General features: G+C 72.1%; 11 protein-coding genes. 3 read left to right on the forward strand and 8 right to left on the reverse strand.

Going from position 1 to position 15,615, the window contains the following annotated elements; translation table 11 throughout:
- Window positions 1-60: 60 nt before the first annotated feature.
- The 5 genes from glpK to ACZ4Z2_RS29510 all read right to left on the reverse strand — a co-directional run bounded on the left by glpK (window position 61) and on the right by ACZ4Z2_RS29510 (window position 6,596).
- Window positions 61-1,581, reverse strand: coding sequence for a glycerol kinase GlpK (glpK, locus tag ACZ4Z2_RS29490; RefSeq protein ID WP_468080081.1), 1,521 nt, complete (start codon window positions 1,579-1,581; stop codon window positions 61-63).
- A 114-nt stretch (window positions 1,582-1,695) separates the two neighbouring features.
- A complete protein-coding gene (locus ACZ4Z2_RS29495) occupies window positions 1,696-2,481 on the reverse strand; it encodes an MIP/aquaporin family protein (protein WP_468080083.1) in 786 nt (261 codons plus the stop codon).
- Window positions 2,482-3,060: 579 nt separating this feature from the next.
- Window positions 3,061-4,707: an EAL domain-containing protein gene (locus tag ACZ4Z2_RS29500; protein WP_468080085.1), complete on the reverse strand. Its 1,647-nt coding sequence runs from the start codon at window positions 4,705-4,707 to the stop codon at window positions 3,061-3,063.
- A gap of 276 nt (window positions 4,708-4,983) precedes the next feature.
- Window positions 4,984-6,174, reverse strand: coding sequence for a lipid-transfer protein (locus tag ACZ4Z2_RS29505; protein WP_468080097.1), 1,191 nt, complete (start codon window positions 6,172-6,174; stop codon window positions 4,984-4,986).
- Complete coding sequence (locus tag ACZ4Z2_RS29510; protein WP_468080098.1) at window positions 6,171-6,596, reverse strand: Zn-ribbon domain-containing OB-fold protein; 426 nt, start codon at window positions 6,594-6,596, stop codon at window positions 6,171-6,173. Before ACZ4Z2_RS29510 ends, ACZ4Z2_RS29505 begins: the two co-directional genes overlap by 4 nt.
- Before the next feature lie 261 nt (window positions 6,597-6,857).
- On the opposite strand from ACZ4Z2_RS29510, the gene ACZ4Z2_RS29515 reads away from it, so the two are divergent.
- On the forward strand, window positions 6,858-7,394 hold the full coding sequence (locus ACZ4Z2_RS29515) for an NUDIX domain-containing protein (RefSeq protein WP_468080086.1): 537 nt from the start codon (window positions 6,858-6,860) through the stop codon (window positions 7,392-7,394).
- 10 nt (window positions 7,395-7,404) lie between these two features.
- Here ACZ4Z2_RS29515 and ACZ4Z2_RS29520 read toward each other — a convergent pair whose 3' ends face one another.
- Window positions 7,405-9,771 carry a glycoside hydrolase family 31 protein gene (locus ACZ4Z2_RS29520; protein WP_468080088.1) on the reverse strand — a complete coding sequence of 789 codons (2,367 nt, stop codon included), beginning with the start codon at window positions 9,769-9,771 and terminating at the stop codon, window positions 7,405-7,407.
- Window positions 9,772-9,982: 211 nt separating this feature from the next.
- On the opposite strand from ACZ4Z2_RS29520, the gene ACZ4Z2_RS29525 reads away from it, so the two are divergent.
- Together ACZ4Z2_RS29525 and ACZ4Z2_RS29530 are read left to right on the forward strand one after the other, a co-directional pair.
- The gene (locus tag ACZ4Z2_RS29525; protein WP_468080090.1) at window positions 9,983-11,950 is read left to right on the forward strand and encodes an acetoacetate--CoA ligase; all 1,968 of its coding nucleotides are present in this window, start codon (window positions 9,983-9,985) and stop codon (window positions 11,948-11,950) included.
- Window positions 11,951-12,053: 103 nt separating this feature from the next.
- Window positions 12,054-12,962 (forward strand): hypothetical protein, encoded by a 909-nt coding sequence (locus tag ACZ4Z2_RS29530; protein WP_468080092.1) that lies wholly within the window; start codon window positions 12,054-12,056, stop codon window positions 12,960-12,962.
- A gap of 63 nt (window positions 12,963-13,025) precedes the next feature.
- Here the strand turns inward: ACZ4Z2_RS29530 and ptsP are convergent, their stop codons facing one another.
- Both ptsP and ACZ4Z2_RS29540 read right to left on the reverse strand, forming a co-directional pair.
- Complete coding sequence (gene ptsP, locus ACZ4Z2_RS29535) at window positions 13,026-14,696, reverse strand: phosphoenolpyruvate--protein phosphotransferase (protein ID WP_468080094.1); 1,671 nt, start codon at window positions 14,694-14,696, stop codon at window positions 13,026-13,028.
- 77 nt (window positions 14,697-14,773) lie between these two features.
- Window positions 14,774-15,223: a PTS sugar transporter subunit IIA gene (locus ACZ4Z2_RS29540; RefSeq protein WP_468080095.1), complete on the reverse strand. Its 450-nt coding sequence runs from the start codon at window positions 15,221-15,223 to the stop codon at window positions 14,774-14,776.
- Between the last annotated feature and the right edge of the window lie 392 nt (window positions 15,224-15,615).

Below are 15,615 nucleotides of genomic sequence, written 5' to 3' on the forward strand. Positions count from 1 at the left end.
CCCGAGCACGACCCGTACCCCCGCCGACCGGGGTACGGGCCGTGGCCTCGGGACGCGCGCTCAGCCGGCGTCCTCCTCGTGCCAGCCGAAGCTCTTCTCCACCGCCTTGCGCCAGTTGCGGTACTCGCGGTCCCGGACGGAGTCCTCCATGGCCGGCGTCCACTCGGCGTCCTTGCTCCAGTGCGACTTCAGCTCGTCCAGGTCGTTCCACACCCCGGTCGCGAGCCCGGCCGCGTAGGCGGCGCCCAGACAGGTCGTCTCGGAGACCTGAGGACGGATCACCGGTACACCGAGGACGTCCGCCTGGTGCTGCATCAGCAGATTGTTCTTCGTCATGCCGCCGTCGACCTTGAGGGTGGTGATGCGCACCCCCGAGTCCTGGTACATGGCGTCCACGACCTCGCGCGTCTGCCAACTCGTCGCCTCCAGCACCGCCCGCGCCAGATGCGCCTTGGTGACGTACCGCGTCAACCCGGTGACGACGCCGCGGGCGTCGGAGCGCCAGTACGGCGCGAACAGCCCGGAGAACGCGGGCACGATGTACGCCCCGCCGTTGTCGTCGACGCTCGCGGCCAGCGGTTCGATCTCGTCGGCGCTGCGGATGATGCCCAGCTGGTCGCGGAACCACTGCACCAGGGCGCCCGTGATCGCGATCGACCCCTCCAGGCAGTACACGGGCGCCTCGTCACCGATCTTGTACCCCATGGTCGTGAGCAGTCCGCTCTTCGACGCCACGGGCCGGTTGCCGGTGTTGAGCAGCAGGAAACTGCCGGTGCCGTACGTGTTCTTCGCGGTGCCCACGTCGTAGCAGGCCTGCCCGAACACCGCTGCCTGCTGGTCGCCGAGTGCCGACGCCACGGGGACGCCCGCGAGCTGGCCCACGGCGGTGCCGTACACCTCGGCGGAGGACCTGATCTCCGGGAGGACGGCCTCCGGCACGTCCATCGCGGAGAGGATCGAGGGGTCCCACTGGAGGGTCTCCAGGTTCATCAGCATGGTGCGCCCGGCGTTGGTGACGTCGGTGACGTGCCGGCCGCCGTCGGTACCGCCGGTCAGGTTCCAGATCAGCCAGGAGTCGATCGTGCCGAAGGCGATCTCGCCGCGTTCGGCACGGGTCCGCAGCCCCGGCACGTTGTCCAGCAGCCAGGCGGCCTTCGGGCCGGAGAAGTAGCTCGCCAGCGGCAGACCGGTCCGCTCCCGGAACCGGTCCTGGCCGTCGGAGCCGCCGAGTTCGTTGCAGAGCGCGGAGGTACGCGTGTCCTGCCAGACGATCGCGTTGTGCACGGGCTTGCCCGTGGCCCGGTCCCACAGGACGGTCGTCTCGCGCTGGTTGGTGATGCCGAGCGCGCTGATCTGGTCCGGGCGCAGCCCTGCCTTGGCGATCGCCCCGGCGACGACGGCCTGCACCTTCGACCAGATCTCCGTGGCGTCGTGCTCCACCCAGCCGGGCTTGGGGAAGATCTGGCGGTGTTCGCGCTGGTCGACGGCGACGATGGCACCGCCCTGGTCGAAGATGATGCAACGGCTGGAGGTGGTGCCCTGGTCGATGGCGGCGACGTACTTCTGGGCGTTGTCCGGCATGACATCCCCTCACGTCTTGCGTCAATACACGTCTTGCGTCAATACACGTCTTGCGCCAATACAGGTCTTGCGTCCGCACACGTCTTGCGTCGGTGCGCTTCTCGCGTCGGTGGGTCAGAAGGCCGCGTTGTAGACGAGCCCCGCGAGGACCCCGCCGACCAGCGGGCCGACGACCGGGATCCAGGCGTAACCCCAGTCGGAGGTGCCCTTGTCGGGGATCGGCAGCACGGTGTGCACGATGCGCGGTCCGAGGTCACGCGCCGGGTTGATCGCGTACCCGGTGGGCCCGCCCAGCGAGAGGCCGATGCCGACGACCAGGAACGACACCAGCAGCACGGAGATGCCGGAGCCGTAGACCCCGGCCTCCTCGCCGGGAATCTGGCCGATGCCGATACCCGTGTTCCGGCCGAAGGCGAGGATCGGCAGGACCAGGGCGACCGTCGCGATGATCTCGGTGATCAGATTGGCGACGGGGTTCCGGATCTCCGGGATGGTGGAGAAGATCCCGAGGGTCGGCGTCGGCTCGTCGGCCGTGCCCTCCGTGGTGCCCTCCTTGCGGATGTTCGCCTGGAACTGCGCGAGATAGACGAGGTACGCGAGGACCGCGCCGAGCATCGCGCCCACCATCTGGCCCAGCAGGTACACCCAGACCTTGTCCCACGTCCCCGTGTCGACCGCGACCCCCAAGGTCACCGCCGGGTTCAGATGCCCGCCCGACAGGGGCGCGGCGGTGTAGGCACCGGCCAGTACGGCGAAGCCCCACCCGAACGCGATGACGATCCAGCCCGACGCCCTCGCCTTGGAGAACCTGAGGGTGACGGCGGCGCACACACCGGCGCCGAAGAGGATCAGGATCGCCGTGCCGATGACCTCGCCGAGGAATATGTCTCCGTTGCTCATGGCGGCTCCTAGGCCCCGGCCCGGGGTGATCGACCCCGGACCATCCGTGCAGGGTGCGTTCCCATGGCTACTTCAGCCGAAGGCAGGGAGAGTCCCGCGCCCCGCCCGGCGTCCGTGACGAGCGTGCCGTAACAGCCGAATCGCCCGTGGGGGCGGCCCGATGGGCAGGCGGGAGACCCGAGCGGCGCAGTGCACAAAGACGCCCGAATGCGGCGATGCCGACTGACACCGGAAGTGTTCACCGGCACCCAGGGGGCGTCAAGGACACGGACGAACAATGGTTCCGGAGGACCGCCCGGCACACCGGCCGCCCCCACGGTCCGTAGCGCTGCCGGGGCTGCGGCTCGGCATCACATCGGGGCGCGGCAGCCGGAGCGAACGGGGGCGCGGACACAAGGGTTCGGCGGTCAGGGACGCGGCACGGGGGTGCGGCGGTCAGCCGCGAAGTCGGGCACCCACCCGCGCGCCCCCGCGTCGGCCCCCGCCCGACTTGGCCTCCCGGCTAGGTCCCTTTGCCTTGGCCTCACCCGGCTCGCCCCTTCGCCTCGGCCTCGCCCGGCCCGGCCCGTCACCCCGGCCTCACCCGACTCGGCCCCGCCCCGGTCGCCCGGCCCCCGCTCCCACCGCCTCGGCCCCGCGCCGCACCACGTGCCCCGGTCGCCCGGCGCGGCCCAGCACCCAACTGGCGCCGTCCAGCGCCTTGGCCGCCTGTTTGAGCGGTGCCAGGCACGCCGCGGCCTGCCGGTGGTCCGTGACAGTGCCGGGGGCGCACACGACCGTGGCGAGCGACAGCGTGACCGCGCGCCCGCCCGCCGACCACGGGGCGTCGAGCATCGCCCCCGCCAACGGATCGAGCCCGTCCGGCTCGGCGAGGACCAGGAAGTCGTCACCGCCGATGTGGCCCACCCGTGCCGTCCCCGACGCGGCCCGCTGCAACGCCCGCCCCACGGAACGGATCAACTCGTCCCCGGCCGCGAACCCCGCCCCGTCGTTGACCTGCTTGAAGTGGTCGATGTCCAGCCAGCTCAGCGCGAACACGCGCCCCTCCGCGATCCACCGGTCGACCTCCCCCGTGATCGCGTCCGAACCCGGAAGCCGGGTCAGCGGATTGAGCCCCGCCGCCTCCTCGACCCGGCTCTCGGCGAGCGCCCGCAACAGATCCGCCGGCCGTACGACGCCCACGCACCGCCCGGACCGGTCGACCACCGCAACGTCGTCCGAGGTACGGTCCCGGTCGCCGACCGCCACGACATCGAGGACCTCCCAGGCGGTGGCGTCCACCCCGACCGTACGGGGCGGGTCGGCGAGCCTGGCCGCCGGCCGGTCGGCGTACAGCGCGTGCCCGTAGCGCCCCGACAGCGACATCAGGAACCGCGACCGGTGCACCGACCGCACCGGGCTCCCGTGTCCGTCCACGAGCAGCACCCCCGACACCTCGGGGGCCCCGGTGAGCAGCGCCCGCACCTCGCCCGCCGACGCCGACGCGGGCAACAGCGCGGCCGGACGCAGGAACTGCCGCACCGAGGGCCCGGAGACCGGCGCCGAGGCCACGGGGGAGAGCCGCGGCACATACACGTCCGCCGCGGGCAGCCGGGCGGCCGGCGCGAACAACTCGCCCTGCGCCAACTGCGCGCCCGCCGCCCTCGCGGCCGCGCACTGCGCCTCCGTCTCGACCCCCTCGACCGACAGCAGCGCGCCCACCTCGTCGCACAGCGTCCGCATCGCCCGCACGGCAGCGGGGCGCGCCAGCAGCGACGCGTCCAGCTTCACCAGGTCGGGGGCGAGATCCACCAGGGTTCGCAGCGGTACGTCGCCGTCCCCGACCCCGTCCGCGCAGATCCGGAAACCCTCGCTCCGCAGCCCGGCGACCGCCTCCAGCAGGGCCTGCCGCGGCACGTGCGTGTACGGCGGCACGATGTCGACGGTCACCTCCCAGGGCAGCCGTCGCGCTTCCCGTACGGCGTCCCGCAGCGCGGCCAGCCCGCCCAGGTCGGCCGGCGTCGCGGCGAAGACGTTCACATGCAGGGGCAGCAGCGTCTCCCTCCGGGCCGCGGCACGGATCGCGGACGCGGCGAGCCTGCCGTCGAGTTCCGGATTGCGGCGGGCCTCCGCCAGCACGTCACCGCTCTCGGGGCGCACCAGTATCTCCAGCGCCGACACCCCTCCGGTCGTCAGATTGACGATCGGCTGGAAGGCGAAGCGGAGCGTGTCCGACCAGGAAGGCACGGCAGCATGATGGCGCCGCCCGCGCCCGCCGGAACCCGGTTCATGAGCTGTTCACGCACGATTCCCGGACCGCGACGGCCCGTACGCACACCTGTCCGCCCCTCTCGGACACCCGGCCGACCCGACGCCGGGCGACCGCCCCCAGGTGCGCTCCCACAGGCGCGTCACCGCACCACAAACACCGCGCTCCCACCCCCGAGTCACCGCACCACGGACACCGCGCTCCCGCCCACCCGAGTCACCGCACCGCCCAACTCCACGCTCCCCGCCACCGCGTCACCGCACCGCGATCACCGCCGAGCCATGCCCGAACAGCCCCTGGTTCGCGCTGAGCCCGACACGGGCCCCCGCCACCTGCCGGTCACCGGCCTCGCCCCGCAACTGCCGGACCAGCTCGCACACCTGGGCGATCGCCTGCGCGGGGACCGCCTCCCCGAACGACGCGAGACCCCCGCTCGTGTTCACCGGTGTCCGGCCGCCGAGCGTCGTCCCCCCGTCCCGCAAGAGCTTCGCCCCCTCACCCTCGCCGCACAGTCCCAGGTCCTCGTACCACTGCAACTCCAGCGCCGTGGACAGGTCGTACACCTCGGCGAGCGACAGGTCGTCCGGCCCGAGGCCCGCCTCCTCGTACGCCGCCCGCGCGATCGACGCCCGGAACGTCTCGGCATCCGGCTCCACCGCCACCGCGGAGTCCGTGGCGATGTCCGGCAGATCCAGCACCGTGGTGGGGTAGCGCGGCGTCACGGTGGACACCGCCCGTATCCGCACCGGCCGTACCGCGCCGTGCCGCCGGGCGAACTCCATGCTGGACAGCACGAGCGCCGCGCCCCCGTCCGAGGTGGCGCAGATGTCGAGCAGCCGCAGCGGATCCGCGACGACGGCGGAGCCCGCGACCTCCTCCGGGGTCACCCGCTTGCGGTACCGCGCGTACGGATTCAGCGCCCCCAGCGCCGAGTTCTTCACCTTGACCCGGGCGAAGTCCTCCGGGGTGTCGCCGTGCATCGCCATCCGGCGCCGCGCGTACAGCCCGAAGTAGGCCGGGTTGGTCGCGCCGAGGACCCGGAACCGCAGCCAGTCGGGGTCGTCCGGGCGGTCCCCGCCCGCGGGCCGGAAGAACCCCTTCGGTGCCGAGTCGGCGCCCACGACGAGTACGACGTCCGCGAGACCGCCGAGTATCTGGGCCCTGGCGACACTCACCGCCTGGGCCCCCGACGCGCAGGCCGCGTACACACTCGTGACCCGCGCCCCCTGCCAGCCCAGCGCCCTGGCGAAGGTCGCCCCCGCCACGTACCCCGGATAGCCGCCCCGCACCGTGTCCGCCCCGACGACCGAACCGACGTCCCGCCAGTCGATCCCGGCGTCCTCCAGGGCCGCTCGCGCGGCCGCCGTGCCGTACTCGACGAAACTCCGCCCCCACTTCCCCCACGGGTGCATGCCCGCGCCGAGCACCGCCACCTCGCCCGTCATGCCGTCACCCCCGTCGGCCGCCAGTGCCATGTCGTCCAGGTCGTCTCCGCGTCCTCGTTCAGCACACCGGGGACGACCTCGACCTCCATGCCCACCGCCAGATCGGCGACGGTGACCCCGGGAACCGCCCGCCCCAGCACCACGAGACGCTCGGCGGCCAGTTCCACCGCGATCAACGCGTACGGTTCCCATGGAAGTTCCGGATCGGACACGTAGGGTGACGGCGGCCGGTACCGGGCATCGGTGTACGACCAGACACGACCCCGCCGGGACAGCGGCACCTCCCGCAGCTCACCCCCGCCGCAGCCGGGATTGCGGCAGAAGACGTCCTCACGCGGGAAGAACACCGAACCGCACGCCGAGCAGCACGTGCCGAGCAGCCGGAACCCCTCGCCCTCACCGGTGAACCAGCCGGCGACCACGGGTGTGCGATGACGTGACAAAACGCCTCCCCGGCATCCGATCTGATGGGTCGTCAGAAGTTTGTCACGGGTGACAGAAATTGAGCAGGCCCCGGAGCGAACCAACCGGCCCCTCCCGGCGTCGCAGTATCCGTGAGGGGTGGCCGGGGCCCACGGGGGTGGTTCCGGCCGCCCCTCACCCGTGACGCCCACCGGCCGCGCGGTGGCGCATTGCGTCGCCCCGACAGGACGACCAGCAGATGATCGGATACAGTCCGCCGCGTGTCCGCAAATCAACACCCAACCGCCAACTCCGCACCGGACTCGCATTGTTCCAGTTGCGGAGCGCCCTACGGTGAGGGCGTTTCCGGCTGGCCCCGCACCTGCGGGGCCTGCCACACCGTGGCCTACCGCAATCCGCTCCCCGTCGCGGTGGCCCTCCAGCCCGTGTACGACACGAAGGGCACAGCCCTCGTCGTGATCACACGGACCATCGCCCCCGCGCGCGGAGGCACCGCCCTGCCCGGCGGCTTCATCGACCACCGGGAGGACTGGCGGCACGCCGTCGTCCGCGAGCTCAAGGAGGAGACGGGCATCTGCGCGGCCGACCGCGACGTCCGCCTCGCCGACGCCATGAGCTCACCCGACGGCCACCTGCTCCTGTTCGGGCTGCTCCCCGAACGCCCGGCGGCCAACCTCCCCACGCCCACGGCCACCGACGAGACGGAGGGCTGGCACCTGCTGCGCAGACCGGCCGAGCTCGCCTTCCCGCTGCACACCTTGGCGGTCCAGGCGTTCTTCGACGGCCGCTACATCTGAGCCGAACCACTCACTCCAGGTCGAGCCCCCGGACCCGCACCGGGTACGCGGGCTCGACCGCCCCCTCGTCCCCGTCCCGCTCCACCACCACACGCCGCCCCTCCCAGCGCGTCGTGTACCGCTCGACCTCCGGCTCGTCCCAGCCGTCGCCCGCGTCCGGCACCACGAGCCCGCCCCCCGTCCGCCCGCGTGCGGGTGCCCACACCTCCAGCTCCAGGCCGCCGTCGGCGCCCCGGACCGGCACCACGGCACCCGCGCGCGCGAGAACCGGTATCCGCGACAAAGGCGCGTCGACCAGCACCTGCCCGGGCCCCTGGTACGCCTTCCCGGTCGCCGTGTCATACCAGCGCCCCCGCGGCAGCTGCACCGCACGCCGGTCCACGCCCGGATCCAGCACCGGCGCCACCAGCAGGCAACCCCCCAGCAGGAACGCGTCCTCACAGTCCCGCAACGCCCTGTCCTCCGGCGCACCCCACCACACCGGGCGCACATACGGCGCACCGGTCCGCCGCGCCATGTGAGCCAGCGTCATGAAGTACGGCAGCAGCCGCCGCCGCTCGACGAGCGCCACGCGCGCGTGCTCGACGACCTCGTCCCCGAACTCCCACGGCTCCCTGCGTCCCGCCCGCATGCTCGCGTGCGTACGGAACAACGGCAGATACGCCCCCAGCTGGAACCACCGCAGGAACAGCTCGGGCGACGGAGTCCCGTCGAAACCGCCCACATCGGGACCGGAATACGGCACCCCGCACAGACCGAGCCCCAGCACCAGCGACAGCGACGCCCGCAGCCCCGGCCAGCCCGTCGCCACGTCCCCGGACCACGCGCCCCCGTAGCGCTGCATCCCGGCCCACCCCGAACGCGAGAACACGAACGGCCGCTCCTGGGGCACCAGCTCACGCAGCCCCTCGTAGCCGGCCCGCGCCATGCACAGCGCGTACACGTTGTGCGCCTCCCGATGGTCGCCGCCCCGGCCGTCCAGATCGTGCCGGGCCGACCGCGGCAGCGTGTTCTCCCCGAACGCCACGAACGACGTCGGCTCGTTCATGTCGTGCCAGAACCCGGCGAAACCCTGCCCGAGCCGCTCCTCGTACAGACCGCCCCACCACGCGCGCGTACGCGCCCGCGTGAAGTCCGGGAAGACCGAATCCCCGGGCCACGCCAGCCCCTCCACGACCCGCCCGGCGGCATCCCGCACGAACGCGTCCTCAGCCGTCCCGCTGTCGTACACGGCGTCGCCGGGCTCCGCCTTCACCGCCGCGTCGACGATCGACACCAGCCGGACGCCCTGCCCCCGCAACTCCTCGGCGAGGTCCGGCAGCTTCGGGAAGTTCTCGGCGTCCACCGTGAACACCCGGTGGCCGTCGTAGTGGTCGATGTCCAGATGGACCGCGTCGAGCGGCAGCCCGTGCTCCCGGTACCCCTCGACGACCCGCCGCACCTCCTGCTCGCTCCCGAACCCCCACCGCGCGTGATGGTGCCCCAGCGCCCACGCCGGCGGCAGCGCCGGAGCCCCCGTCAGCGCCGCCCACGCGTGCAGCACGCGCGCGGGAGTGCCGACGATCACCCAGCAGCGCAGCGGCCCCCCGGACATCCGCAGCTCGGTCGTACCGACCCGGTCGTGCCCCGACCCCGCGCCCTCCTCGCCCTCGCGCAACGTCACCTGGCCGTCCCACGTGGTGTCGTGGAACACCAGATGCGTCCCCGCGTCGGCCACCACCATCTGCACCGGCATCGTGATGTACAGCGGATCATCACCCGGCTCGAACGCGTGCCCGGGATCCGTGTTCCACAGCCGATACGTCCCCTCGCGCAGCCGGGGCCCGGACGCCCGCCCGCCCAGCCCGAAGAACCGGGCATCGGCCGCGACCTCCGAACGCTGCGTCCACCGCGCCTCGCCCCCGCCCACCGGCTCCCACCACCGCGGCGGCAGATCACGCCGCAACATCACCCCACCGGGCGTACGCACCTCCACCGCCCCGTGCCGCGACACCACGACCGTCACCCGCTCGGCCACGACCCGCCAGCCGCCGTCCTTGTCCGGCTCCAGCACCGCCCGCGGATCCGGCTCCGGGCACCGGCCCGCGAGGGCGTACGACGGCTCCTGCCCGACCCCGTCCCAGCCCCAGAACACGCCACCGTTCACATCGACCGTGATCCGCAACTCCGTCCGGTCGAACCGCACGACCCCGCCGCCCGGCCCCGGCTCCACGTCCCGCACCGCGCCCGGCACCCGCGCCCGCTCGGCGCCCCGCGCCGCCAACCCGGTGGCGTCGGAACGCCTCCTGCGCCACGCGGCCCGTACGGTACGGAGCCCTTGCACCGCCCCCGCCGAACCGATCGCCTTCACCGAACGCACCAGGTCACGACCGTCCATGCGGCTCACCCTGCCATTGACCGGCCCGTTTGTGTGAGCCGTTCAATTTCCGTTCACCCACAGTGACGTCACACTTCATGTCGCCGACCATCCCCGGCACACTCTGGTGCCGAAGTCGATCACATGGCATCGTCCGTGGTGGCCGCGTCACGCGCACACCCCGCTCGTGCGCGCCAGACGCACACGACGCGCACAGTCCGGGAGCCGACCCATGACCTCAGCGAACCCCTCGCCGCTCTGGCAGCCCGACGCGGACCGCATCGCCCGGGCCCGGATCACCCAGTTCCACACCTGGGCGGCCGAGCACCACGGAGCCCCCGCCGACGGCGGCTACCCGGCCCTGCACCGCTGGTCGGTCGACGAACTGGAGACCTTCTGGAAGGCCGTCGCCGAATGGTTCGACGTCCGGTTCTCCAGCCCCTACGCGCGCGTGCTCGGCGACCGCGCCATGCCCGGCGCCCAGTGGTTCCCCGGAGCCACCCTCAACTACGCCGAACACGCCCTGCGCGCCGCAGCCACCCGCGCCGACGAACCGGCCCTCCTCCACGTCGACGAGACCCACGAACCACGCCCCGTCACCTGGGCCGAACTGCGCCGCCAGGTCGGCTCCCTCGCCGACGCACTGCGCGACCTGGGCGTACGCCCAGGAGACCGGGTCAGCGGCTACCTCCCGAACATCCCCCAGGCCGTCGTCGCCCTCCTTGCCACGGCCGCCGTCGGCGGCGTCTGGACCTCCTGCGCCCCCGACTTCGGCGCCCGCAGCGTGCTCGACCGCTTCCAGCAGGTCGAACCGGTCGTGCTGTTCACCGTCGACGGCTACCGCTACGGCGGCAAGGACCACGACCGCCGCGACATCGTCGCAGAACTCCGCCGCGAACTGCCCACCGTGCGCGCCGTCGTCCACGTCCCCCTCCTCGGCACGGACGCCCCCGACGGGGCCCTGGAATGGGCCGCCCTCACCTCCGCCGACACCGAGCCGACCTTCGAGCAGGTCCCCTTCGACCACCCCCTGTGGGTGCTCTACTCGTCCGGCACCACCGGCCTGCCCAAGGCCCTCGTCCAGTCCCAGGGCGGCATCCTGGTCGAGCACCTCAAACAGCTCGGCCTGCACTGTGACCTCGGCCCCGAGGACCGCTTCTTCTGGTACACGTCCACCGGCTGGATGATGTGGAACTTCCTCGTCTCCGGCCTCCTCACCGGCACCACGGTCGTGCTCTACGACGGCAGCCCCGGGTACCCGGACACCGGCGCCCAGTGGAGCGTCGCCGAACGCACCGGCGCCACCCTCTTCGGCACCTCCGCCGCCTACGTCATGGCCTGTTCCAAGGCCGGCGTCCACCCCGGCCGGGACTACGACCTCTCCCGCGTCCAGTGCGTCGGCACGACCGGCTCCCCGCTCCCGCCCGACGGGTTCCGCTGGCTCCACGACGAGGTCCGCGAAGACCTCTGGATCGCCTCCGTCAGCGGCGGCACCGACGTCTGCTCCTGTTTCGCCGGAGCCGTCCCCACCCTGCCCGTCCACATCGGCGAACTCCAGGCCCCCTGCCTCGGCACCGACCTCCAGTCGTGGGACCCCAGCGGCAAACCCCTCACCGACGAGGTGGGCGAGCTCGTCGTCACGAACCCCATGCCGTCCATGCCGATCCACTTCTGGAACGACCCCGACGGCACCCGCTACCACGACAGCTACTTCGACACCTACCCCGGCGTCTGGCGCCACGGCGACTGGATCACCGTCACCTCCCGGGGCTCCGTCGTCATCCACGGCCGCTCCGACTCCACGCTCAACCGCCAGGGCGTCCGCATGGGCTCGGCCGACATCTACGAAGCCGTCGAACGGCTCCCGGAGATCAAGGAATCCCTCGTCATCGGCATCGAACAGCCCGACGGCGGCTACTGGATGCCCCTCTTCGTGCACCTCGCCCCCGGCGCCACCCTCGACGAGGCCCTCCTGAACCGCGTCAAGCGGACCATCCGCGAACAGCTCTCCCCCCGCCACGTACCCGACGAGATCATCGAGGTCCCCGGCATCCCCCACACCCTCACCGGCAAACGCATCGAGGTCCCCGTCAAGCGCCTCCTCCAGGGCACCCCCATGGAGAAGGCGGTCAACCCCGGCTCCATCGACAACCTCGACCTGCTGCGCTTCTACGAGGCCCTGGCCCGCGAACGAGCCTGACCGACACCTCAGGCCGCGGGACGAACCCCGGGCCGACCCCCGTTGTCAGTGCCCCCGGTTACGGTGAGTGAGCATTGATCGACTGCTCGCACAGGGGGAAACCATGGCACACACCGGCCACCAGGGCATGCGCAGGATCCTGCTCCGCGAGATCGCGGGCACCATCGGCCTGCTCGCCGACGAGCACGACTTCACAGCCATGCGGCGCTACCGCAGCTTCGCCTTCGACGACCACACGACCTACCTCGACCAGGTGGAGGCCCTGCTCCGCACCCGCGCGGAGCAGGGCGACCACACCACCGTCGCCCTCTTCGACCCCGAGGAGTACGCGCAATTCTGCGCCGACACGGGCCTCGAACCGGACACCCCCTCCAGCCGCACCCGCTTCACCGCCGAGCTGGCCGCGACGGGCGCCGCCCTCCCCTACGAGGGCCAACCCCTCACCGAACTCGTCCCCGAACTGATCGACGAAGCAGTCCGCCAGGCCACCTGGGAGTACGCCACCACACTCCTCCCCCACATCGGCACCTGCGCCTGCTGCGGTGAGGACATCGGACGCGCCGCCTTCGCCCGCGCCACCGACCTCCTCACCCGCATCCTCGACACGGCCGCCCCTGGTGAACGCCACCTCGTGTGCAGCGTCTCCTCCAAGCCCCAAGGACTCGTCGCCGTCCTTCACGCGGACCAGGACCCGGACGGAGCCAACCGCCTGGACGAGAGCGAGGCCCTGGAGTTCGCCACCGTCCTCGCCCTCGGCATCGCCACCCGCAGCCCAGGCGGCCTCGTCATGCGCACCAGCGCCCCCGGCACCACCGACCGGGTCTACGGCTGGCGCCTGCGCGGCGACGGCCTCGAACCCCTCACCGCGGGAGAGGTCTTCGACGCCTACTGCACCGACGCGGAATCCGGCGACCTCGTCTCCCCGGAGTCCGGCGTCGACTACTGCACCCCACCCGACCTCGGAGACGACTTCGGCCCGGGACACACCGCCACGGACGGACACACCCACTGAACGGAAGAGGGGCGCCCCACCCGCAGGTGGAGCGCCCCTCGACCACTGACGATCAGGGCGAGGTCACTCGCCCGACAGCACCGCCTGAGCCGCGCCGCGCGCCTCCTCGGCGGTGTCCGCCGCGCGAGCGGCGGCCGCGGCACGCTCGCACTGCGCCAGCGTGTACTTGGCCAGCGTCGCCCGCACATAGGGAATCGACGCCGCACCCATGGACAGGGAGGTGACACCCAGGCCCGTCAGCACACACGCGAGCAGCGGATCCGAAGCCGCCTCACCGCACACGCCGCAGCTCTTGCCCTCGGCCTTCGCCGCCTCGGCGGACAGCGCGACCAGATCGAGCAGCGCGGGCTGCCACGGATCCTGCAACCGCGACACCGCACCCACCTGTCGGTCGGCCGCGAACGTGTACTGCGCGAGGTCATTGGTCCCCAGCGACAGGAACTCGACCTCTTGCAGGATCGACCGCGCCCGCAGAGCCGCCGACGGGATCTCGACCATGGCCCCGAACTTGGCACGCAGCCCAGCCTCACGGCACGCGTCGGCGAACGCCTTCGCGTCCGTGCGGTCAGCCACCATCGGCGCCATGACCTCCAGGTACACGGGCAGCCCCTCGGCGGCCTTGGCGAGCGCCGTCAGCTGCGTCCGCAGCACCTCGGGGTGGTCCAGAAGCGTCCGCAGCCCCCGCACACCGAGCGCGGGGTTGGGTTCATCGGCCGGCGTCAGGAAGTCCAGCGGCTTGTCGGCGCCCGCGTCGAGCACGCGTACGACCACACGCCCCTCGGGAAACGCCTCCAGCACCTGCCGGTACGCCTCGACCTGCTTCTCCTCCGACGGCGCCTGCTTGCTGTCGTCCAGGAAGAGGAACTCGGTACGGAACAGACCGACACCCTCCGCCCCGGCCTCCACGGCCGCCGGCACGTCGGAGGGGCCGCCGACATTGGCCAGCAGCGGCACCTTGTGCCCGTCGGAGGTGGCGCCCGGTCCACTGGACGCGGCCAGTGCGGCCCTGCGCTCCGCGGCGGCGGCCTCCAGTTCGGCCTTCTTCTCGGCACTCGGGTTCACGAAGATCTCACCGGTGCTGCCGTCCACGGCGATCACCGTGCCCTCGGCCAGCTCCCCGGCCCCGGGCAACGCCACCACGGCCGGTACGCCGAGCGCCCGCGCCAGGATCGCGCTGTGACTGGTCGGCCCGCCTTCCTCGGTGACGAAACCGAGCACGAGAGTCGGGTCGAGCAGCGCGGTGTCCGCGGGCGCCAGATCGCGGGCGATGAGGACATACGGCTCGTCGCTGTCCGGCACGCCCGGCATGGGTACCCCCAGCAGCCGGGCGACGATACGGTTCCGCACGTCGTCGAGGTCGGCCACCCGGCCCGCGAGGTACTCACCGGCGCCCGCCAGCAGTGCCCGGTACGCGGCGAACGCGTCGTAGACCGCCCGCTCCGCCGTGCTCCCCACGGCGATTCGGCGCTCCACGTCCGCCATCAGTTCAGGGTCCTGTGCCATCAGCGCCTGGGCCTCGAGCACCGCCTGGGCCTCGCCGCCCGCCAGGTTGCCCCGCGCCATGAGGTCGGCCGCGACGGCGTCCACCGCCTTGCGGGCCCGTCCCTGCTCGCGTTCCGCTTCCTCTGCCGGTATCTGCTTGGCCGGCGGCTCCAGCACCGCCGTTCCCATGTGCCGAACCTCGCCGATCGCCACACCGTGGCTCACACCGACGCCTCGCAGCGTTGTCTCCATCTCACCCGTCTCCGGTAGGGCGGCGGCCCGGCCGCCGCGGTGGTTGAGGAACTTGCCGTGCGATACGGCCTCTGGCGTCACTGCCAGCCGAAGAGCGCTTCGCCGGACTTCACGTCGCCGTCCACGCGGAGATCGGAGAGGGCGTCGGCCGTGGCCTCCAGGGCCACGACGGGACAGATCGGCGACTTGCCCGCGGCCTCGACGGCGGCCGGATCCCAGCGGACCACGGCCTGACCCCGCTGGACGGTGTCGCCCTTGTTGACGAGCAGCTCGAATCCTTCGCCGTTCAGCTGCACGGTGTCGATGCCGAGATGCGTCAGCACGCCGTGTCCCTCGCTGTCCACCACGACGAAGGCGTGCGGGTGCAGCGAGACGATCACTCCGTCCACGGGGGAGACGGCCTCGGACGCGTCACGCGCGGGGTCGATCGCCGTGCCGGGGCCGACCATCTCTCCCGAGAAGACGGGGTCCGGCACGGCGGCCAGTCCGACGGCGCGTCCTGCGAGCGGGGACGTCACGATGGTCATGGGAAGCCTCCCGGGGTGGAGCTGCGTGTACGAGCCGTCACCGCTTGTCCCGGGTGGCTCTGCCCAGCAGCGTATGTCAGAAGCGGGGTTCCCCACGGAAGATACCGTCTAGTGGTCTAGACCACCAGTCCAGTCGATTTGCACGGCCTCCGGAGCCCGCTGTACAGTCGTAGACCTGCTCGGGGCCGAGCGGCGCAACTGAGCGTCCCGCCCCAAGCGGCAACCAACTTGTCAGATCCTATCTCGGGGTCCGCTTTTCCATGTCTGTGGATGAGTGGTCAGAGAGACGGAAAAACACTGATAGAGTCGGAAACGCAAGACCGAAGGGAAGCGCCCGGAGGAAAGCCCGAGAGTGACTCGGGTGAGTACAAAGGAAGCGTCCGTTCCTTGAG

The organism is Streptomyces sp. NPDC030183, from assembly GCF_055573455.1.

Bases quoted from the DNA above. Each gene is read 5' to 3' on its own strand.
- ptsP (WP_468080094.1), bottom strand. From the start codon at position 14,696: ATGGAGACAACGCTGCGAGGCGTCGGTGTGAGCCACGGTGTGGCGATC.
- ACZ4Z2_RS29495 (WP_468080083.1), bottom strand. From the start codon at position 2,481: ATGAGCAACGGAGACATATTCCTCGGCGAGGTCATCGGCACGGCGATC.
- glpK (WP_468080081.1), bottom strand. From the start codon at position 1,581: ATGCCGGACAACGCCCAGAAGTACGTCGCCGCCATCGACCAGGGCACC.
- ACZ4Z2_RS29530 (WP_468080092.1), top strand. From the start codon at position 12,054: ATGGCACACACCGGCCACCAGGGCATGCGCAGGATCCTGCTCCGCGAG.
- ACZ4Z2_RS29540 (WP_468080095.1), bottom strand. From the start codon at position 15,223: ATGACCATCGTGACGTCCCCGCTCGCAGGACGCGCCGTCGGACTGGCC.
- ACZ4Z2_RS29505 (WP_468080097.1), bottom strand. From the start codon at position 6,174: ATGACGGGCGAGGTGGCGGTGCTCGGCGCGGGCATGCACCCGTGGGGG.
- ACZ4Z2_RS29525 (WP_468080090.1), top strand. From the start codon at position 9,983: ATGACCTCAGCGAACCCCTCGCCGCTCTGGCAGCCCGACGCGGACCGC.
- ACZ4Z2_RS29520 (WP_468080088.1), bottom strand. From the start codon at position 9,771: ATGGACGGTCGTGACCTGGTGCGTTCGGTGAAGGCGATCGGTTCGGCG.